The organism is Dactylosporangium sp. NPDC048998 (genome assembly GCF_043197855.1).
Lineage (GTDB): Bacteria > Actinomycetota > Actinomycetes > Mycobacteriales > Micromonosporaceae > Dactylosporangium.
Genome location: NZ_JBICTV010000003.1, coordinates 636481 through 655656, shown reverse-complemented (window position 1 = coordinate 655656; position 19176 = coordinate 636481). Strand labels below are relative to the sequence as shown.

Genomic DNA, 19176 nt, shown 5'->3' with positions numbered 1-19176 from the left:
CGCGGAAAAGAGATCGGCCCCCGTCCTGCGACGGGGGCCGATCTGTATGGGGTGACTGATGGGATTTGAACCCACGACACCCGGGACCACAACCCGGTGCTCTGCCAACTGAGCTACAGCCACCATGAACTCGCCCGCTAATAGTAGGGCATGCGGGGCGGGATCCGTCGACAGGGTTATGACGCGTTCGTGTCGCCTTCCCGGCTCAACTCGGCGGCGATGGCCTTCGCGGTGTCGACGTCGGGCCCGGGCAGCGGCACGAAGAGCGTGCGCCGGTAGTACTCGAGCTCGCGGATGCTCTCGCGGATGTCGGCCAGGGCGCGGTGGGCGAGGCCCTTCGGTGGCTGGCCGAAGTACACCCGCGGATACCACCGCCGGCACAGCTCCTTGATGGAGGACACGTCGATCATCCGGTAGTGGAGGTGGTGATCGAGGCGTGGCATGTCACGGGCGAGGAAGCCGCGGTCGGTCGCGATCGAGTTGCCGCACAGCGGGGCGGTGCGCGGGTCGCGAACGTGCTCCGTGACGTACGCCATGATCATGTCCTCGGCCTCGGCCATGGTCACCGTTGAGGCGCGCACGGCCTCGGTGAGGCCCGACTTGCCGTGCATGTCACGGACGACCTCGAGCATGCCGTCGAGCGCGGCGTCATCAGCGTGGATCACCACGTCGACGCCCTCGCCGAGCACGTTGAGATCGGGGTCGGTCACCAGCGCCGCGACTTCGATCAGCGCATCCTTCCCCAGATCCAGCCCCGTCATCTCACAGTCGATCCAGACCAAAAGATCACCCACACCGGACAGCCTAGTGTTCATCTGGTCGACTTCTCACTCCTCGGTGTGCGCAACCGCTCATACTGCGCGATGTCGTTACCAACACCACAGGCCACTGTGGCACGACTCACGCGGCCCGAGCGCCGTCCTCAGCGCGCCGCCGTGCCCGAGCCGGCGGTGTCGCGGCGCTGCCCCGGCTCGCATGCGGCGTCCCCAGCAGGCTCGCTCAGCGCGACCGGCGCCCAGGTGAACTGCAGTTCGATGGCCGGCATGACGGGCAGCGGGGGCAGCTCGATCGGTCCGTCGCCGTCGAGCTCGACGTCCTTCGGCGCGGGCCGGTCGAGCTCGCTCTCAGTGAGGAGCAGCGGATCCTTCGGTTCGGTTGTTACGTTGTCGGCTTCCGGACCCGGTGCGGTGGGCCCGGAATCGGCCTCCGCGGTCGTCTCGGCGGTCGTCTCGGCGTCCGCCTCGGCCAGGACGTCGGCGAGCGTCGCCAGGACGGACTCGCTGGGCGCCGTCCGCGGCCCCTCCCCCGGCGCCTCGGCGCTGGACGCCTCGTCCTTGGCCTCGTCGGCCTCGTCCGCCTCCGGCCCCTCGGACTCGGGCTCCGGGGTCTCCTCCGGCTCGTCGCGGGTCTCCGACGTGGGCTGGGCCGGGAGGGCCGGCAGCGCGTGCGGCTCGGGGGCGCGGGCCGGTGGCCAGGCCAGGGTGAGCAGCGCCAGCAGGAACAGCGCGGTGCCGAGCATCATCAGGCCGCCGGTGGTCGGGCCGAGCCACGCCGGCGCCAGGCGCGCGGTGACCGTGGCGTCGATGCCGGCGGTACCGTCGGCGCGCATGATGACCAGCGCCAGGTGCCGGCCGCGCAGGGCGGACGGGGACCAGGTCAGCTCCGCCGCGCCCGCCTCCTGTCGGCCGCCTTCTGATCGCTGCCCTGCTCGCTTCGGCTGAGCCAGAAGCGCTGGCCGCCGGGCGCTCGCGCCGGACGGGCTCGCGCCGGACGCGTCGCCGGACGGGCTCGCGGCGGAGCTGACATTACCGGCAAATCGGTCGCAAAATGCCCGTATTGTCCGAAAACCACCGAGCAGGATCGTTCAGATCGCTCAGGGCTTGACGGGCACCTGCACCGTTACCGTGGCCTGGTTGAGATCGTCGACGCGGGCCGTGAACTTGAACTCCCACGTGCCCGGCGAGACGAGCGAAACCTGCCCCAGCGCGTGGTCGTCGGAGATCGCGAGCGTCGGCACGTTGATGGGCTCGATACCCTTGGCCGGCAGCGCCGCGGTCGCCTTCCACTCGACCACCGTCTGGGGCAGTCCGGAGCCGTCGGGCTTGAGGGCGTACAGGTGGATGGAGTTCTGCCCGACCGTGGCCGGCGAGATGTCGACCTGGAGCTTGAGCACGCTGGTCGAGACGGTGCTCTCGAACGGCCCGGGCGGGACGTCGCTCTGCCCGCTCCGCGCCGGGCTGGTCTGCACCAGAACCGAGGCGAGCGCCAAGATGACGACGGCGATGGCGACCTCGATCAGGACCGCGGTGCGCAGTCGCTTCCGGTCGTGCTGTTCCGCCTTGGGTCGATCCACCTCGGCGGGCTGGCCAACCTCCCCTTCATCGCTTTCCGCCTCGTCTTCGTCCTCCTCGTTGCCGCCCGGTAGTTCGGCACCGTCTGCCATCGCCACTTTTTCTGGCATTTCCGAAATGTCGCCGACGTCCGCCGCAACCGGGCTCGGCGTGAAGCGGCGATTCGTCAGGCTGCGGGAGTACGCGGCCACGGACACCACGACGGCGAGCAGCGCCACCTTGGCGATCACCAATTGGCCGTACAACGTGCCCGTGAGCGCGTCGATCGTGCCGATCTCCACGAGCGCCTGCGCGGTGCCCGCCAGCACGAGCACCGTGATCGCGAAGAGCGCCCACCCGGACCACACCGGGACGATCGCGGTGAGCTCCCGCGTGTTCGCGCGGCGCAGCAGGAACCCGAACAGCATGACCAGCCCGCCGAGCCAGATCGACATGGCCGCGAGGTGGGCGGCGTCGGCGACCACGGTCAGGGTCGGCACCGGCGAGGCGCTCGGGTGCCCGGAGATCGGCCAGGTGGCGAGCCCGACCACGCCGAGGATGATCAGCAGCGTCTGGTCGACCTTGCCCGCGCGCCCCGCGATCACCGGGCGCAGCAGCACCGCGGTGGCGAGGACCACGCCGAGCCGCACGAGGTGGGCCGCGCCGAACGGGGTGCCCAGCACCTCGCGGGTCGCCGCGCCGGTGACGTCGAAGAGCGTCGTGCCGGCGGTGTAGGGGATCTGGAGGTACAACTCCAGGATCGTGCTCACCGCGAGCAGCCCGGCGCCCGCCTGCGCCAGCCGGCCCGGGTCGCGGGCGGGGAGCCGGCGCGGCCAGAGGGCGAACAGGATCAGCGCCGGGCCGACGAGCAGCACCAGGCCGGCGAAGCCGAGGAAGCGCGCGACCGACATGGCGTTCTTGACCACGGCGTCGGTCTGGACCGAGGAGCCGGCGTCGTCGGCGTTCGGGGTCGCGGAGACCTGGCCGTAGGAGAAGCTGTAGCCGCCGCTGACCGGGTGGCTGTCGGCCGAGATGACCCGGTAGCTGACCAGGTAGGTGCCCTTCGGGCCGCCCGGCTTCAACGGGATGACCAGCTCCGTGTCGCGCACGGCGGGCTTGCCGGTGTCGGCCCGGTTGCCGTCCGGGCCGGTGATGCGGATCTTGTCGGCGACGAGGCGCACCGGCTCGCTGAAGGTCAGCGTGACCTCGCCGGGCAGCTGGTCGAGAACGGTGCCGGCGACGGGTGCGGTCTGCTCGAGGGTGGCATGCGCGCTGGCGGGCGCGGCGGGCAGCACGAGGATGGCCAGGGCGCCGAGGAGCATCGCCAGGGGTACGGACCATCTGCGTCGGGTCATGACGTCATGATTTCGCGCCCGTCATTCCCGGGTGGTCGCGGGTCGACCACCGAAAGTTCCCAATAACCATCCGTAGTCGTTCAGGTACGCGGCGCTATGCGCCCCCTCGGCCCCGACCCGCACGCGATAGAGTCCAGTCATGACGACGACGCGCCTCGAGCCGGGTGACACCGCCCCCGAGTTCACGCTGCAGACGGACCGGGACGAGCCCCTGTCGCTCGCCGACCTTCGCGGCCGCAAGGTCGTCCTCTATGCCTACCCCGCCGCTATGACCCCGGGCTGCACCAAGCAGGCGTGCGACTTCCGTGACAACCTGGCCTCGCTGAAGGCGGCCGGATACGAGGTCGTCGGCATCTCGCCGGACTCCCCCGCGAAGCTGGCCCAGTTCCGCGAGCACGACGCGATCACGTTCCCGCTCGTCTCCGACCCCGACCGCTCGGTGCTGCGCGCCTACGGCGCCTACGGCGAGAAGCAGAACTACGGCCGCACGGTGCTCGGCGTGATCCGCTCCACCTTCGTGATCGACGAGAAGGGAACCATCGAGCGGGCCCTCTACAACGTGCGCGCCACCGGGCACGTGGCGAAGCTTCGCAAGGATCTCGGCCTGGACTGAGCGGCGGCGGCCCCCGGCCCGGATCCGAGGACATAGGCCAAGGTCAGCGCAAGATCGCGCGCCAAAACACATCGGTAATCCGGCCGAAACGGTTCGTGCCTAGGCTCTCGTCATGGCGGACATCTTCGATGAGTACTCGATGTCCGGGGCCATGTTCGAAGCTTGGGACGAGATGTTCGAACGCCCCGGCCAGCCGCGATCGCCCTATCGTTCACTGTTCGCCGCGCTCCAGCCGCTGGCCCCGGCCGACCTCCGGTTCCGGGCCGACCAGCTGGCCCGCGTCTTCACCGACCGTGGGGTCACCTTCGCCTATGCGGGCGAGGAGCGTCCGTTCCCGCTCGACCTCATCCCCCGCATCCTCGACGCCACCGAGTGGGACCTGCTGACAGCCGCCGTCCAGCAGCGGGTCAAGGCCCTCGAGGCGTTCCTCGCCGACATCTACGGCGCCGGCCGCGTGTTCGTCGACGGCGTCGTGCCCCGCAAGCTCATCACCACCAGCGCACACTTCCACCGCCAGGCGCACGGGATCGAACCGCCCAACGGCGTGCGACTCCACATCAGCGGCGTCGACCTCATCCGCGACGAGGAGGGCCGCTTCCGGGTCCTCGAGGACAACCTGCGCATCCCGTCCGGGGTGTCGTACGTCATCGAGAACCGCCGCGCCCTGACCCACACCATGCCGGCGCTGTTCGCGGACGCACGCGTCCGGCCGGTCGACGACTACCCGGCCCGGCTGCTCGCGGCGCTGCGGGCAGCGGCCCCGGAGGGCGTCGACGACCCGACCGTCGTGGTGCTCACCCCGGGCGTCTACAACGCGGCGTACTTCGAGCACGCGCTGCTGGCCCGCCTCATGGGCGTCGAACTCGTCGAGGGCCGCGACCTGGTCTGCGGCGGCAACCGCGTGCGCATGCGCACCACGCAGGGCGAGCGTCCGGTGCACGTGGTGTACCGGCGGGTCGACGACGAGTTCATCGACCCGCTGCACTTCCGCCCCGACTCGGTCATCGGCTGCCCCGGGATCGTCAACGCGGCCCGCGCCGGGCAGGTCACGCTGGCCAACTCGGTCGGCAACGGGGTCGCCGACGACAAGCTCGTCTACACCTACGTGCCGGACCTGATCCGCTACTACCTGTCCGAGGAGCCGCTGGTCGACAACGTCGAGACGTACCGGCTCGACGACCGCGACCCGGACGTGCTGTACGACGTGCTGGACCGGCTCGACCAACTGGTGCTCAAGCCGGTCGACGGCGCCGGCGGCAAGGGCATCGTCATCGGGCCGCAGGCCTCCGAGGAGACGCTGGCCGGGCTGCGGCGAGCGGTCGAGCAGGACCCGCGCGGCTGGATCGCGCAGCGCCCGGTCGCGCTGTCCACGTCGCCGACGCTGCTCGGCGACCGGGTGGCGCCCCGCCACATCGACCTGCGGCCGTTCGCCGTCAACGACGGCAACGAGATCTGGCTGCTGCCCGGCGGCCTGACCCGGGTCGCGCTGCCGGAGGGCGCCCTCGTCGTCAACTCCAGCCAGGGCGGCGGCTCCAAGGACACCTGGGTGCTGGCCCACCCGGGCGAGCCCGCGCCCTCCGCCCGGCCTGGCTCGTTTCGCGCTGATCGACCCGGACCAGGCGCCCCGAGGCACCGCGTCCGGGACTCGGGCGGCAGCCCCCGTGACAGCGGCCCGGCGGCCGCGCAGATGGCCGGACAACAGCAGTAGGAGTGCCGATGCTCAGTCGCATCGCGGAGTCGCTGTTCTGGATCGGCCGCTACGTCGAGCGGGCCGACGACACCGCCCGCATCCTCGACGCGTTCCTCGGCCGGCTGCTGGAGGACCCGTGGGCCGACGAGGACGCGGCGTGCCGCAGCCTCATGTCGATCCTCGGCGCGCCCGCCCCGCAGGACCGGCGCCTGTCCACCGGCGACGTGCTGGAGCTGCTCGCGTTCGACGCGGAGGACCCCAGCGCCATCTCCGGCGCGATCGTGGCCGCCCGCGACAACGCCCGCGGCGTGCGCGAGACGATCTCCAGCGAGATGTGGGAGTGCCTCAACGTCACCTGGCACACGCTCGCCTCCCGCCGGGTCGCCGCTGAGCGCCTCGGGCCGACCGTGTTCCTCAGCTACGTCCGCGAGCGGGCGGCGGTGCTCGCCGGCCTGGCCGAGTCCACGATGAGCCGGGACGACGGGTGGCGCTTCCTGATCCTCGGGCGCAGCCTGGAGCGGGTCGACATGACCGCGCGGCTGTTGTCGATCCAGACCAACACGCCGGACGAGGTCACCGGGTGGCGCACCGTGCTGCGCTCCTGCGGCGCCGACGAGGCGTTCCTGCGCACCCACGGCGGCACGTTCGACCCGCAGCGGGTCACCGAGTTCCTGCTGCTGGACCGCCTGTTCCCGCGATCGGCGCTGCACGCCCTCGGTACGGCCGAGCAGTGCCTCGTCGACCTGGCGCCCACGATCGAGCGCGCCGGCGTGACCGACGCCGCCCGCCGGCCCATCGGGCAGATCCGCACCCGCCTGGAGTACGCCGACACCACCACGCTGCTGTCGGAGCTTCCGCACCACCTGCGCGCGCTGCAGCAGACCTGCGCGACTGCGAGCGCGGCGATCACCGCCCGGTATTTCCCGCAGTCCGCGCCCGTCACGTGGGGCACCGTCGCTTGGGGTGGGTCATGAACTGGCGTCTCAAGATCCGGCACGTCACCGGCTACGAATACGCCGGTACCGTCTCGGCCTCCTACAACGAGGCCCGCCTCACGCCGCTGACCCTGCCGTGGCAGACCACCCTGTTCAGCCAGGTCGAGGTCACCCCCGGGGCGACGACGTACCGCTACCACGACTACTGGGCCACCCAGGTCACCGCGTTCGACCTGCACCGCCCCCACCGGCAGCTACGGGTCGTCTCCAGCAGCCTGGTCGAGGTCTCCCCGCCGCCGGCGCCGCACGCCTCGCTCGGCTGGGCGGACCTCGGCACCGACGCCGTCCTCGACACGCAGGCGGAGTTCCTCGGGAACAGCCGGCTGACCGACGTCGACCCGGCCCTCGTCGAGGAGGTCTGGGCCGCGGTCGGCGACCACACGCCGGCCGAGTCCGCCGAGGCGGTGTCGCACTGGGTGCGCTCCGAGGTCGCGTACGTGCCCGGCTCGACCGGCGTGCAGACCAGCGCCCAGGAGGCGTGGGGCCTGCGCAAGGGCGTCTGCCAGGACATCGTCCACCTGACCGTCGGGCTGCTGCGCGCCAAGGGGGTGCCCGCGCGGTACGTCTCCGGGTATCTGCACCCGAAGGTCGAGGCCGAGGTGGGCGAGACCGTCGCCGGCCAGAGCCACGCCTGGGTCGAGTGGTGGTGCGGCGACTGGACGGGCTTCGATCCCACCAACGGCGTGCCCGTCGGCCCGCGGCACGTGATCGTCGCCCGCGGCCGCGACTACGACGACGTCCCGCCGCTGCGTGGGGTGTACCACGGCGCGCCGAGCAAGCACCTGGGCGTCACGGTGGAGATCACGCGGCTGGCCTGAGTATTGTGTCTCTCGGTTAGTCGGGGCCGTAGCCCAATGGCAGAGGCACACGGTTTAGGTCCGTGCCAGTGTGAGTTCGACTCTCACCGGCCCCACAGCACGGTTTTTCGTTTCTGCGGGCGGGAGTCCGCCTCGTACACTCGTCCGCATTATGACGAAGCTGAATCAGATCATCGCGGTCGAAAAGGGCGTGAAGTCCCGCTCGTTCCAGGACCTCACCGAGGCACACCACGTCCTGCAGAAGCCGGCGCTGCTGGCCGGCATCTCCCGCACCTACCGTCCTAAGGACGAGGAGGGCGAGCAGCTGCCGCCCGAGTCGACCCGGGTCCAGGTCAAGGCCGAAGAGGTGCTGCGCCAGACGGGCACCATCCTCACCCGCCTCTTCGACGTCACCGCCACGAAGGACTGGACGAACTGCGTGGCCCGCGCCGACGTCGTCGTCGACGGCCAGCCGCTCCTTCGCGACGTGCCCGTGTCGTACCTGCTGTTCCTCGAGAAGCAGCTCGCCGACCTGCTCACGTTCGTGCGCAAGCTGCCGATCCTCGACGCCGCCGAGACGTGGGTGTACGACGCGTCCGCCGACACCTACGCCACCGAGCCCACGCAGACCACGCGCACGAAGAAGATCCCGCGCAACCACGTGAAGGCCGAGGCGACGGAGAAGCACCCGGCGCAGGTCGAGGTCTACTACGAGGACGTCGTCATCGGGTACTGGAAGACCGTGAAGTTCTCCGGCGCCCTGCCCGCCAAGCGCGTCAACGAGCTCGTCGAGCGCGTCGAGCGGCTCCAGGCCGCGGTCAAGTTCGCCCGCGAGGAGGCCAACGCCGTCGAGGTGGTCGAGCAGGAGACCGGCGAAAAGGTGTTTCGCTACCTGTTCGGGTAGGGGCTAGGATCGGCGGTGCGCAAGGAGCGCAGACTGAAACTGAGGCTCAGTTTGACAGGTGCGCGCGGTGTCAATGTGGAGGTTCGATTCCTTCCGCCGCCATACTCGTGGCGGCGTAGCCCAACGGCAGAGGCGGCCGCGGGAGCCGAAACACAAACTCAACTTCTCGCTCCAGTCTGAGCATTCGCCGCCGAACGCCGGATCAATCGAACGGGACGCCAGTCGTCGAGGTTGCGGGTTCAACTCCCGCTCGGTCCTCTCCATGGACCGATAGCTCAATCGAAGAGCGCGACGTCATAACCTGATCCACGTTCTTCAAACGTCGCCGGCGTGCGCAATTGGGCGGCAGACCGAGGCCCGGTGGATGGATACTCCACCGGGCTTCACCAAGCCTTCTCCGGCCGCGCTCGCTTTTGCGCTTCGGCACGTCCTCTTTGCGCTTCGACACGTTTTCACGTTGTCGCCGCGCGGGTCGCGCACGGCTTCCCAGACGTGCCTCTAACGCAGCCTTCGGGACGTTAGGCCGAGCGCGGCTTTCGGGACGTGGGCCTTACGCAGCCTTCGGGGCGTGCGTCGAGCGTGGCTTTCGGGGCATGCGTCTGGCGCGGCTTTCGGGGGCGTGGGCTTAGCGCGCGGACATCCGCATGCGGTTGAGCGCGGCCATGGCATCTTCCGGCGCATCGACGCTGACCGTGAACTGCCGGCCACCGAAGTCGAACGTCAACGCCGGCCCGGACCGCACGATGACGGCCCGCCCGCGCCCGGGCACCCACGTCCACCCCCACCGCTGCCCGATGCTCGACCGCACGTCAACCGTGCGCACGTCGTTTACCATGCGCAGCGGCACCGCGATGGGCGGCATCGGCAGCAGCCCGTGCCGAATCCGCACGTTGTACATGCTGATCTGCACGCCGACGTGCGCCATCGCCGCCGCCCAGACGAGCGCCGCCAGCCCGGCCAAGAAGAGCAGCACCGTCAGCGCGAGCCGCTTGGGATGCTCGAACGGCTCGCCGGGCGCCTCGAGGTACCCCGCGGCGAAACACACCACGGCGACCCCCACCCCGGCGCCGGCCCGCCGGTACCCGATGGCCTGCCCGGCCCAAAGCAGAAATGACACGCGCGTTGTTCTACCAGAGCCCCACCCGGTTGACCCCCACACGCCGCGTGACGGTCCACACTCTTCGATCCCACCGCCCTACGCTCCGCCGCTCCCACCGCTCTTGACCACCACAAACGCGCCCCGACCGCCCACCCCACACGGCTCAGCCACCGGCTGTCCGATGCCGGTCAGTCCGCCGGCCAAGGCATCTCAAGCCGCGCTGAGCACCATCTACAGACATAAGCCCGACACCACTCGCCACAGACCACCCTCCGCAGCACCTCACCGACCCCGCCACCGCCAACACAGCGCAGTTGCCTACACGGGCCGCCCGAGCAGCACCGGACCGACCGGCTCCCCCGCGCACCTGACAACCCCCGATGGCCTCAGCCCGCGGCTCACGACAGCCGTCACGGCGTCAGAGGACCGTGACCTCGTCCCCGATCGCGATCTTTCCGCGCACGTCCGGAATGAGGTTGAGGCCGAACATCAGCCCGCCCGGGAACCGTCGATGCTGGCCGAGCACCCGAAGCGGCTGCCGGCCCTTCTCACCCGTCTCGGGGTCGATGGTGGTCAGCACGCACCGGTCGCAGGGCTTCGGCGCCCGAAAAGCGACATCGCCGATAACGACTCGCCGGCCGATCCAGTCGTCCTCCACCCAGGCCGGGGCTCCGGCGACGACGACATTGGGCCTGAAGCGCGTCATCGCGATCGGCTCGTCGCCGTCCTCGGCCAGCCAGTCGTTCACCGCCTGCAGAGACGCCTCGTTGGCCAGCAGCAACGGATAGCCGTCGGCGAAGCTCACACGGTCGTCCGGGTTGCCGAACTCTGGGTTGACAGGCCTCCGCGTCGGATCGTCGAGATAGAACAACCGAGCCGACCGCTCGATCACCTGTGACACCCACTGGTCCGCGACGTCCCCCGCAGGCGTCGCGGCGATCCACTGATGAAAATGCCTGACCTCCGTCGTGGCCCCCGACGGAAACGGCACTTCGAGCGGAACCGCCCCCTGGGCCTGGAGCACGAGGCCGCGATCGTTGTACCGCGGCCGAATCCTGCCCATCGCCGGCCAGACCCGCTGCGTGATGAGCTTGGCCTCGTCGTCGACGATGAGCCAGCGGCGGTCGCCCGCCAGGCCCCATGGCTCCACTTCGGCAGCGTCCGCCTCGACGCGATAGCAACTCTTGATCGGGTAGGTCGCCAAGTAGCTCAGCCGCACGCTCAGAGAGTCGCATGTCATCCTCCCTTCCCGCCAACAGTCTGAATGACTCCATGCGGTTGACGCAACCCTGAAAGCCGACTTACAGTCGGGCCATGACCTCATCCCCGCGCCAGCGGATCCTCGACCTCTTCGACGGGCAGCGTCTGACACCCGTCCAGCGCCGCATTGCGCGCATCCTGGTCGAGCACGCCGGTCAGGCCGGTTACCTCTCCAGCGGCGACCTGGCCACCCTCGCCGGCGTCAGCCAGCCGTCGGTGACCAGGTTCGCCACGGCGCTGGGGTTCGAGGGCTATCCGGCGCTGCGGGACCAGTTGCGCGTGACGATCGACGGCTACCGGCACAGTTCGTCCACAATGGACGACGTCGTCGAGACCGCGCCGGTCAGCCAGTTCGAGCAGGCGCTGAGCGACGAGATCACCAACCTGCAGCGGCTCTCCGACACCCTGCGCGACGCCGGACCGCTGACCGAAGCCGGCCGCCTGCTCATGGAGAGCCGCCCACTGCCGGTGCTCGGCATGCGGGCGGCCGGGGCCCTCGCCGAAGCCTTCGTCTATTTCGCCGCCAAGGTGCACCCGGACGTCCGGTTGCTCCACGAGCAGGGCAGCCTGTTCGCGGATCGCCTGGAACAGGCACGCGCGGCCGGTGCAGTTGCCATGCTGGCGTTTGTGCTGCCGCGATACCCCCGCGAGGCGATCGACGCGCTGCGCGAGGCGCGGGCCTCCGGGCTTCGCGTAGTCACCGTGACGGACTCGCCGGTCAGCCCGGCCGCCGCCGAGTCGGACGTGGTGCTGCCCGCTCCGGTCGGATCACGGCTGGTGTTCGACCTGCACACCGCGCCGATGGCCATGGTGACCATCCTGCTGCAGGCGATGTGCGACTCCGCGCCTGCCGAGACCCAGGAGCGACTCGAGGCGTTCGAGCGCTCCGCCGCCACCCGTCAGGTATTCCTGCCCTAGCCGAGGAGAATCATGGAAGCGATCCGTGCCCCTCGAGGCACCCAGTTGACCGCGCGAGGCTGGCAACAGGAAGCCGCCCTGCGCATGCTCATGAACAACCTCGATCCTGACGTCGCTGAGCGGCCGCAGGACCTCGTCGTCTACGGCGGCACGGGCAAGGCCGCGCGCGACTGGCCCTCGTTCCAGGCACTGGTCCGCACGCTCACGACGCTGGCGCCGGACGAGACGATGCTGGTCCAGTCCGGCCGTCCGGTCGGCGTGCTCCAGACGCACGAGTGGGCCCCACGGGTGCTGATCGCCAACTCCAACCTGGTCGGCGACTGGGCCACCTGGCCGGAGTTCCGGCGGCTGGAGGCGCTCGGCCTGACGATGTACGGGCAGATGACCGCCGGGTCGTGGATTTACATCGGCACGCAGGGGATCCTGCAGGGCACCTACGAGACGTTCGCGGCGGTGGCCGAGAAGCGGTTCGGCGGGACGCTCGCCGGCACCCTGACCGTCACCGCGGGCTGTGGCGGGATGGGCGGCGCCCAGCCGCTCGCTGTGACAATGAACGGCGGCGCTTGCCTGATCATCGACGTCGACCGGTCACGGCTCGAGCGCCGGGTCGCCACTCGCTATCTCGACGTCATCGCCGATTCCCTCGAGGACGGGGTCCGGCTCGCGGTGGAGGCCCAGATCGCCCGCCGGGCGCTGTCGGTCGGGGTCGTCGGCAACGCCGCCCTGCTGCTGCCAGAGCTGCTGCGGATGGGCGTGGCGGTCGACATCGTGACCGACCAGACCTCGGCACACGACCCGCTCTCCTACGTGCCGAGCGGCATCGCGGTCGAAGACGCGGCGGACTACGCGGCGAAGAAGCCCGAGGAGTACACGGAGCGGGCCCGACACTCGATGGCGCGCCACGTAGAGGCGATGGTCGGGTTCCTCGACCGCGGCGCCGAGGTGTTCGACTACGGCAACTCGATCCGCGGCGAGGCACAACTCGGCGGATTCGATCGGGCGTTCGCGTTCCCGGGGTTTGTCCCGGCGTACATCCGGCCGCTCTTCTGCCAGGGCAAGGGACCGTTCCGTTGGGCGGCCCTGTCGGGTAACCCCGCCGACATCGCCGCGACCGACCAGGCGATCCTCGACCTCTTCCCGGAGAACGAGCCCCTGCGTCGCTGGATCACGATGGCGCAGGAGCGGGTCGCGTATCAGGGCCTCCCGGCCAGGATCTGCTGGCTCGGCCAGGGCGAGCGCGACCGCGCCGGCCTGCGGTTCAACGAGATGGTCGCCGACGGCACGCTGGAGGCCCCCATCGTCATCGGGCGCGACCATCTCGACACCGGATCGGTCGCCTCGCCATATCGCGAGACCGAGGCGATGCGCGACGGCTCCGACGCGATCGCCGACTGGCCGCTGCTCAACGCCCTGGTCAACACGGCGTCGGGCGCGTCCTGGGTGTCGATCCACCACGGTGGCGGCGTCGGGATCGGGCGCTCGATACACGCCGGCCAGGTCTCGGTCGCCGACGGCACCGAGCTCGCCGCGCAGAAGCTGGCGCGGGTGCTGACCAACGATCCGGCGATGGGCGTGCTGCGACACGTCGACGCCGGATACGAGGACGCGGCCGAGGTCGCCGGGGCGACCGAGCTTCGGATACCGATGCGGGAGCAGTCATGATGAGCGCCGAGCGGTTCGCCGCGCTGTGGGACTCGCTGAGCCCGATCGGAAAGGCCGGCGAGGACGGCGGGTACGTGCGCCTTTCGTGGACCGACACCGACCTGGTCTGCCGGGAGTGGTTCGTCGAAGAGGCGATGGATCGGGACCTGGAAGTCGAGATCGACCGCAACGGCAACATATGGGCCTGGTGGGGCGAGCCCGATGGCGAGGGGGCCGTTGTCACGGGCAGCCACCTCGACTCCGTGCCGCACGGCGGGGCCTACGACGGCCCCCTGGGCGTGGTGTCCGGCCTGCTCGCCATCGACCGGCTTCGCGAGCGCGGCGTAACGCCGACCCGACCGGTCGCGGTGGTCGTATTCACCGAGGAGGAAGGGGCGCGGTTCGGCGTACCGTGCCTGGGGTCGCGGCTCCTCACCGGCGCCTACGACCCGGCGAAGGCGCTGCGCCTGCGCGACCGGGAGGGGACACGGCTCGCCGACGCGATCGGCCGCGCGGGGCTCGACCCCGACCGGCTCGGCCCCGATCCGGAACGGCTGGCGCGCATCGGGGCCTTCGTCGAGCTCCATGTTGAGCAGGGGCGGGCCCTCGACCACCTCGACGCGCCGGTGGGAGTGGCGAGCGCGATCTGGCCGCACGGTCGATACCGGTTCGACTTCACCGGCGAGGGCAACCACGCCGGCACGACCCGGATGGCGGACCGGCACGACCCGATGCTCACCCTCGCCTACACGGTGCTGGCGACCGACGAGGCGGCCCGAGTCCACGGCGCGCATGCGACAGTCGGGCGGGTCGACGTCGCACCCAATGCCACCAACGCGATCGCCGCCCGAGCCTCCGCCTGGCTCGACGCCCGAGCCGCCGACGCCGACACACTGCAGAAGCTTGTCGAGTCGATCCATCAACGGGCCGAAGAGCGCGCCCGTCACGACGGGACCCGCGTGTCGATGGCCGCCGAGTCGCTGACCGGCGAGGTCGGGTTCAACGGTGACGTCAGCCGCCTCGCCGCGCTGGAACTCGGTGCGCCGGTGCTGCCGACCGGCGCCGGGCACGACGCCGGGGTGCTGGCGGGGCACGTCGACACGGCGATGCTGTTCGTTCGCAACCCGACCGGCATCTCGCACGCGCCACAGGAGTCGGCCTCCGACACCGACTGCGCCGTCGGGGTGGAGAAGCTCACCGACCTGCTGGAACGGCTATGTCAGTGACGCGCTACCACTGCGCACACGCCTGGCTGCCGACCGGCGTCGAGAACGACGTGCTGGTCGAGGTCGTCGGCGGCCGGTTCGTCGCGGTGCGCCCGCGGACGCCGGTCGACGCGCCGGAGGCCGCCGACGCGGTGCGGCTCGCGGGCATCACGCTGCCGGGGCTGGCCAACGCCCACTCGCACGCGTTCCACCGTGCGCTGCGCGGACGCACGCAACGGGGGCGCGGCACGTTCTGGACGTGGCGGGAGCAGATGTATGCGGTGGCGGGAGCACTCGACCCGGACTCCTATCACGCGCTGGCGGTCGCTGTGTACGCCGAGATGGCACTCGCCGGCATCACGTGCGTCGGCGAGTTCCACTACCTGCACCACGGCCCGGGTGGGGTGAGGTATGCGGATCCGAACGCGATGGCCGAGGCGCTCATCGCGGCGGCCGCGGACGCCGGGATCCGGATCACGCTGCTCGACACGCTGTACCTGACCGCCGGGGTCGACGGGCGGCCGTTGGAAGGGGTACAGCTGCGCTTCGGCGACGGGTCTGTCGACGCGTGGTCGAACCGGGTGGACCGGCTTCGGGGCCGCCCACACGCGCGGATCGGCGCGGCTGCGCACAGCGTGCGGGCCGTGCCGGCCGACGCCCTGGCCGAGTTCGCGGCGCGCACCGACGGCGTGCCGACGCACGTGCACCTCTCCGAACAGCGCGCGGAAAACGAGGCCTGCCTGGCCGTCCACGGCTGCACACCGACCGAGCTGCTCGCCGACCGGGGGCTGCTCGGCTCGCGGATCACGGCGGTGCACGCGACGCACCTGACCGACGCCGACCGGGCGGACCTCGGGGACAGCGGCACCGGCGTGTGCTTCTGCCCGACCACCGAACGGGACCTCGCCGATGGCATCGGCCATGCCCGGGCGCTCGTCGACGCGGGCAGCCCGCTGAGCCTGGGCAGCGACAGCCAGGCGGTCGTCGACCTGTTCGAGGAGGCGCGCGGTGTTGAGATGCATGAACGCCTCCACACCGAGCACCGAGGACACTTCACCGCCGCCGAACTGATCGACGCCGCCACGGTCGCCGGGCACGTGGCTCTCGGCTGGTCGCACAGCGGGACCATCGCCGTCGGCGCGCGAGCGGACCTGGTCACCGTGGCGCTCGACTCGCCCCGCACGGCCGGCTGCGATCCGGCCGCGATCGGGTTCGCGGCCACCGCGGCCGACGTCCGCCACGTCGTGGTGGACGGGCGCGTCGTCGTTCGCGATGGAGTCCACGTCGCCGTGCCTGACGTCGGATCGGCCCTGACCCGGGCGCTGCGCGTCATCTCGGCGGAGTCGACCGGCTACCACGCCGCACCGGGTGATCAGGCCGCTGCCAACACTTCCTCGACGGCGGCGGACGCCAACCAGGAGGCCGGCGAGACGACCGGGTCGGTCTCGCCGGACGTCGGTGGCAGGCGGATCGGGGCGGTGCGATGAGGTCGCTACTGGTCACCAACATCGGCGAGTTGGTCACGGCGGACCCGGCCTGGGGCGAAGGGCCGCTCGGCATCCGGCACAACGCTGCCCTCGTCATCGACGACCGGCGGGTCGAGTGGATCGGGCGCGCCGCGGATGCGCCGGCCGCCGACGCGCGGCTCGATGCCGACGGCGCGGCGGTGCTGCCCGGATTCGTCGACAGCCACTCGCACCTGGTGTTCGCGGGCGACCGCGCGCCCGAGTTCGCGGCGCGGATGGGCGGGCAGCCCTACACCGGCGGCGGCATCCGCACCACCGTCGGGGCGACGCGCGCCGCCGACGACGAGCAGTTGCGGACGAACGTCGCCCGGCTGCGCAACGAGGCGCTGCGGCAGGGCACCACGACGATGGAGATCAAGTCCGGTTACGGGCTGAGCGTGGCCGACGAGGCTCGCTCGCTGCGGGTCGCAAGGGAGTTCAGCGTCGAGACCACGTTCCTCGGGGCGCATGTGGTGCCGGCGGAATACGCCGACCGGACCGACGACTACGTCAGCCTGGTCTGCGGGCCGATGCTCACCGCGGCGCGGAGCGCCGGGGCGCGTTGGATCGACGTGTTCTGCGAGCGGGGCGCGTTCGACGCCGATCATTCCCGGGCGATCCTGACCGTGGGCGCCGATGCGGGACTGGGTGTACGCATACACGCCAATCAGCTGACCGAGGGGCCCGGCGTGCAGCTTGCCGTGGAGCTCAACGCCGCCTCGGCCGATCACTGCACGCATCTGTCCGCGGCGGACATCGCCGCGCTCGCCGGGTCGGCCACCGTCGCGACGCTGCTGCCCGGCGCGGAGTTCTCGACCAGGTCGCCCTATCCGCCGGCGCGCGCGCTGATCGACGCCGGGGCGACCGTTGCGCTGGCCACCGACTGCAATCCCGGCTCGTCGTACACCACGTCGATGCCGTTCTGCATCGCGCTTGCCGTGCGCGAGATGGCGATGACGCCGGCCGAGGCCGTGCTCGCCGCCACCCGCGGCGGGGCGGCCGCGCTGCGCCGCCGCGACATCGGGCATCTCACCGTCGGGGCGCGTGGCGACCTCGTCGTGCTCGATGCCCCCTCCTATGTGCACCTGGCCTACCGGCCCGGGGTGCCGCTGACAACAACCGTCGTGCTCAATGGGGAGCTGGTTTGATCACCATCACCGCCTCTGGCATCACCCCTGACGACCTCATCGCGGTCGCACGGGCCAACGCGCGGGTTACCCTCGCGCCGGACGCGCTCGACGCGATGCGGGCGAGCCGGTCCATCGTCGATGGAATCGAGCGTGACGGGCGCCCCGTGTACGGGGTGTCGACCGGCTTCGGGGCGCTCGCCAACACGTTCATCGCACCGGAGCGGCGGGCGGAACTGCAGCACGCGCTGATCCGGTCGCACGCGGCGGGCGTCGGAGCACCGATGCCGCGCGAGGTCGTCCGGGCGATGATGCTGCTGCGCATCCGCTCGCTGGCGATGGGCCGCTCCGGGGTACGGCCCGAGGTCGCGCAGGCGCTCGTCGAACTGCTGAACTCGGACATCACCCCGTGGGTGCCCGAGCACGGCTCGCTCGGCGCGTCGGGCGACCTGGCGCCGCTGGCGCACTGCGCGCTGGTACTCATCGGCGAGGGCTGGGTCCTGGCGAAGGACGGCACTCGGATCAGCGCGCTCGACGCCGGCGTGTCGCCGATCGAGCTGTCGTCGAAGGAGGGGCTGGCGCTCATCAACGGCACCGACGGCATGCTCGGCATGCTGCTCATGGCCATCGAGGACGCCGCGCACCTGTTCACGATGGCGGACGTGACCGCCGCGCTGTCGATCGAGGCGATGCTCGGCTCCGACCGGCCGTTCATGCCGGAGCTGCACGCGATCCGGCCGCATCCCGGCCAGGCAGCCTCGGCGGCGAACATCCACCGGCTGCTGCAGGGTTCGCCGATCATGGATTCGCATCGGGACGACCTGGTGCATGCGGTGCAGGACGCGTACTCGATGCGGTGCGCGCCGCAGGTCGCCGGGGCCGCGCGGGACACGCTGGAGTTCGCGGCGACGGTCGCCGGCCGGGAGCTGCGCTCGATCGTCGACAACCCGGTCGTGCTTCCGGACGGGCGGGTCGAGTCGACCGGGAACTTCCACGGCGCGCCGCTCGGGTTCGCCGCGGACTACCTCGCGATCGCGGCGGCCGAGGTCGGCGCCATCGCGGAGCGGCGGGTCGACCGGCTCCTCGACGTGACCCGGTCCCGTGATCTTCCGCCCTTCCTGACGCCGGACGCGGGCGTGAACTCGGGGCTGATGATCGCGCAGTACACGGCGGCGGGCATCGTCGCCGAGAACCGCCGCCTGGCGGCGCCGGCCAGCGTCGACTCGCTGCCGACGTCCGGCATGCAGGAGGACCACGTCTCGATGGGGTGGGCCGCGGCCCGCAAGCTGCGCACGGTCCTGGACAACGTCTGCAGCATCCTGGCCGTCGAACTGATCTCGGCGGTCCGCGGTATCCAGCTCCGAGCGCCTCTGCAGCCGTCGCCCGCCGGCCGGCTCGCGGTGGCGACGGTGGAGCGCTTCGCGGGAGGACCGGGCCCGGACGTGTTCCTCGCCCCGGTGATGGAGGCGGCGCGCGCCCTGGTGTGGTCGCGCGACCTGAGGAAGGAGATCGAACGGGCGACCGGCCCGCTGGCTTGACGCACGCCGCCGAGCAACGCGGAGACGGCCGCACCCGGAGGCCCGCCCCAGGTGCGGCGCAGGACGCGGCCCGAGCCAAGCGCAGACGCATGCGCGCATCCGGGCGAAGCGCAGGCGCAGGCACGGGCGCGGGCGCAGGCGCAGGCACGGGCGCAGGCGCAGGCGCAGGCACGGGCGCAGGCACGGGCGCAGGCACGGG

16 protein-coding genes and 2 tRNA genes are annotated in these 19176 nt (G+C 71.1%); 12 read left to right on the top strand and 6 right to left on the bottom strand.

The genetic code is table 11. The features are described from left to right. Nucleotides 1-47 precede the first annotated feature (47 nt). From ACGFI8_RS10535 to ACGFI8_RS10520, 4 genes are all read right to left on the bottom strand, one after another. A tRNA-His gene (locus tag ACGFI8_RS10535) sits at nt 48-123 on the bottom strand. Between the two features lie 53 nt (nt 124-176). Continuing rightward, a complete protein-coding gene (orn, locus tag ACGFI8_RS10530; RefSeq protein ID WP_392802750.1) occupies nt 177-815 on the bottom strand; it encodes an oligoribonuclease in 639 nt (212 codons plus the stop codon). A 107-nt stretch (nt 816-922) separates the two neighbouring features. Then, nucleotides 923-1609 carry a hypothetical protein gene (locus tag ACGFI8_RS10525; RefSeq protein ID WP_392802748.1) on the bottom strand — a complete coding sequence of 229 codons (687 nt, stop codon included), beginning with the start codon at nt 1607-1609 and terminating at the stop codon, nt 923-925. Between the two features lie 264 nt (nt 1610-1873). Then, entirely contained in the window at nt 1874-3685 is a 1812-nt protein-coding gene (locus ACGFI8_RS10520; RefSeq protein ID WP_392802746.1) for a copper resistance CopC/CopD family protein, read from the bottom strand. Nucleotides 3686-3824: 139 nt separating this feature from the next. Here ACGFI8_RS10520 and bcp point away from each other — a divergent pair, with 139 nt between their 5' ends. From bcp to ACGFI8_RS10490, 6 genes are all read left to right on the top strand, one after another. Beyond that, the gene (bcp, locus tag ACGFI8_RS10515) at nt 3825-4298 is read left to right on the top strand and encodes a thioredoxin-dependent thiol peroxidase (RefSeq protein WP_392802743.1); all 474 of its coding nucleotides are present in this window, start codon (nt 3825-3827) and stop codon (nt 4296-4298) included. A 112-nt stretch (nt 4299-4410) separates the two neighbouring features. Further along, complete coding sequence (locus ACGFI8_RS10510) at nt 4411-6006, top strand: circularly permuted type 2 ATP-grasp protein (protein WP_392802741.1); 1596 nt, start codon at nt 4411-4413, stop codon at nt 6004-6006. A gap of 8 nt (nt 6007-6014) precedes the next feature. After that, complete coding sequence (locus ACGFI8_RS10505; protein WP_392802738.1) at nt 6015-6962, top strand: alpha-E domain-containing protein; 948 nt, start codon at nt 6015-6017, stop codon at nt 6960-6962. Beyond that, entirely contained in the window at nt 6959-7801 is an 843-nt protein-coding gene (locus ACGFI8_RS10500; RefSeq protein ID WP_392802736.1) for a transglutaminase domain-containing protein, read from the top strand. Before ACGFI8_RS10505 ends, ACGFI8_RS10500 begins: the two co-directional genes overlap by 4 nt. 22 nt (nt 7802-7823) lie before the next feature. Beyond that, nucleotides 7824-7896: transfer RNA gene (locus tag ACGFI8_RS10495), tRNA-Leu, on the top strand. 56 nt (nt 7897-7952) lie between these two features. Further along, nucleotides 7953-8684: a hypothetical protein gene (locus ACGFI8_RS10490; RefSeq protein ID WP_392802734.1), complete on the top strand. Its 732-nt coding sequence runs from the start codon at nt 7953-7955 to the stop codon at nt 8682-8684. Nucleotides 8685-9309: 625 nt separating this feature from the next. Here the strand turns inward: ACGFI8_RS10490 and ACGFI8_RS10485 are convergent. Then, entirely contained in the window at nt 9310-9801 is a 492-nt protein-coding gene (locus tag ACGFI8_RS10485; protein WP_392802731.1) for a hypothetical protein, read from the bottom strand. Nucleotides 9802-10201: 400 nt separating this feature from the next. Continuing rightward, the gene (locus ACGFI8_RS10480; protein WP_392802729.1) at nt 10202-11002 is read right to left on the bottom strand and encodes an MOSC domain-containing protein; all 801 of its coding nucleotides are present in this window, start codon (nt 11000-11002) and stop codon (nt 10202-10204) included. A gap of 95 nt (nt 11003-11097) precedes the next feature. On the opposite strand from ACGFI8_RS10480, the gene ACGFI8_RS10475 reads away from it, so the two are divergent. The 6 genes from ACGFI8_RS10475 to hutH are packed head-to-tail and all read left to right on the top strand — an operon-like array spanning nt 11098 to nt 18977. Continuing rightward, nucleotides 11098-11961 (top strand): MurR/RpiR family transcriptional regulator, encoded by an 864-nt coding sequence (locus ACGFI8_RS10475; RefSeq protein WP_392802727.1) that lies wholly within the window; start codon nt 11098-11100, stop codon nt 11959-11961. A gap of 9 nt (nt 11962-11970) precedes the next feature. Then, a complete protein-coding gene (gene hutU / locus ACGFI8_RS10470) occupies nt 11971-13623 on the top strand; it encodes a urocanate hydratase (protein WP_392802912.1) in 1653 nt (550 codons plus the stop codon). Beyond that, the gene (locus ACGFI8_RS10465; RefSeq protein ID WP_392802909.1) at nt 13623-14828 is read left to right on the top strand and encodes an allantoate amidohydrolase; all 1206 of its coding nucleotides are present in this window, start codon (nt 13623-13625) and stop codon (nt 14826-14828) included. Before hutU ends, ACGFI8_RS10465 begins: the two co-directional genes overlap by 1 nt. After that, nucleotides 14825-16294, top strand: a complete 1470-nt coding sequence (locus tag ACGFI8_RS10460) for a formimidoylglutamate deiminase (protein WP_392802907.1) — start codon at nt 14825-14827, stop codon at nt 16292-16294. Before ACGFI8_RS10465 ends, ACGFI8_RS10460 begins: the two co-directional genes overlap by 4 nt. Beyond that, complete coding sequence (gene hutI, locus ACGFI8_RS10455; protein ID WP_392802725.1) at nt 16291-17460, top strand: imidazolonepropionase; 1170 nt, start codon at nt 16291-16293, stop codon at nt 17458-17460. The genes ACGFI8_RS10460 and hutI overlap by 4 nt, the downstream gene beginning before the upstream one ends. Next, nucleotides 17457-18977, top strand: a complete 1521-nt coding sequence (hutH, locus tag ACGFI8_RS10450) for a histidine ammonia-lyase (RefSeq protein ID WP_392802723.1) — start codon at nt 17457-17459, stop codon at nt 18975-18977. The genes hutI and hutH overlap by 4 nt, the downstream gene beginning before the upstream one ends. The last annotated feature ends 199 nt before the right edge of the window (nt 18978-19176 follow it).

Bases quoted from the DNA above. Each gene is read 5' to 3' on its own strand.
- orn (WP_392802750.1), bottom strand. From the start codon at position 815: ATGAACACTAGGCTGTCCGGTGTGGGTGATCTTTTGGTCTGGATCGAC.
- ACGFI8_RS10525 (WP_392802748.1), bottom strand. From the start codon at position 1,609: ATGCGCGCCGACGGTACCGCCGGCATCGACGCCACGGTCACCGCGCGC.
- ACGFI8_RS10520 (WP_392802746.1), bottom strand. From the start codon at position 3,685: ATGACCCGACGCAGATGGTCCGTACCCCTGGCGATGCTCCTCGGCGCC.
- bcp (WP_392802743.1), top strand. From the start codon at position 3,825: ATGACGACGACGCGCCTCGAGCCGGGTGACACCGCCCCCGAGTTCACG.
- ACGFI8_RS10510 (WP_392802741.1), top strand. From the start codon at position 4,411: ATGGCGGACATCTTCGATGAGTACTCGATGTCCGGGGCCATGTTCGAA.
- ACGFI8_RS10505 (WP_392802738.1), top strand. From the start codon at position 6,015: ATGCTCAGTCGCATCGCGGAGTCGCTGTTCTGGATCGGCCGCTACGTC.
- ACGFI8_RS10500 (WP_392802736.1), top strand. From the start codon at position 6,959: ATGAACTGGCGTCTCAAGATCCGGCACGTCACCGGCTACGAATACGCC.
- ACGFI8_RS10490 (WP_392802734.1), top strand. From the start codon at position 7,953: ATGACGAAGCTGAATCAGATCATCGCGGTCGAAAAGGGCGTGAAGTCC.
- ACGFI8_RS10475 (WP_392802727.1), top strand. From the start codon at position 11,098: ATGACCTCATCCCCGCGCCAGCGGATCCTCGACCTCTTCGACGGGCAG.
- ACGFI8_RS10465 (WP_392802909.1), top strand. From the start codon at position 13,623: ATGAGCGCCGAGCGGTTCGCCGCGCTGTGGGACTCGCTGAGCCCGATC.
- hutI (WP_392802725.1), top strand. From the start codon at position 16,291: ATGAGGTCGCTACTGGTCACCAACATCGGCGAGTTGGTCACGGCGGAC.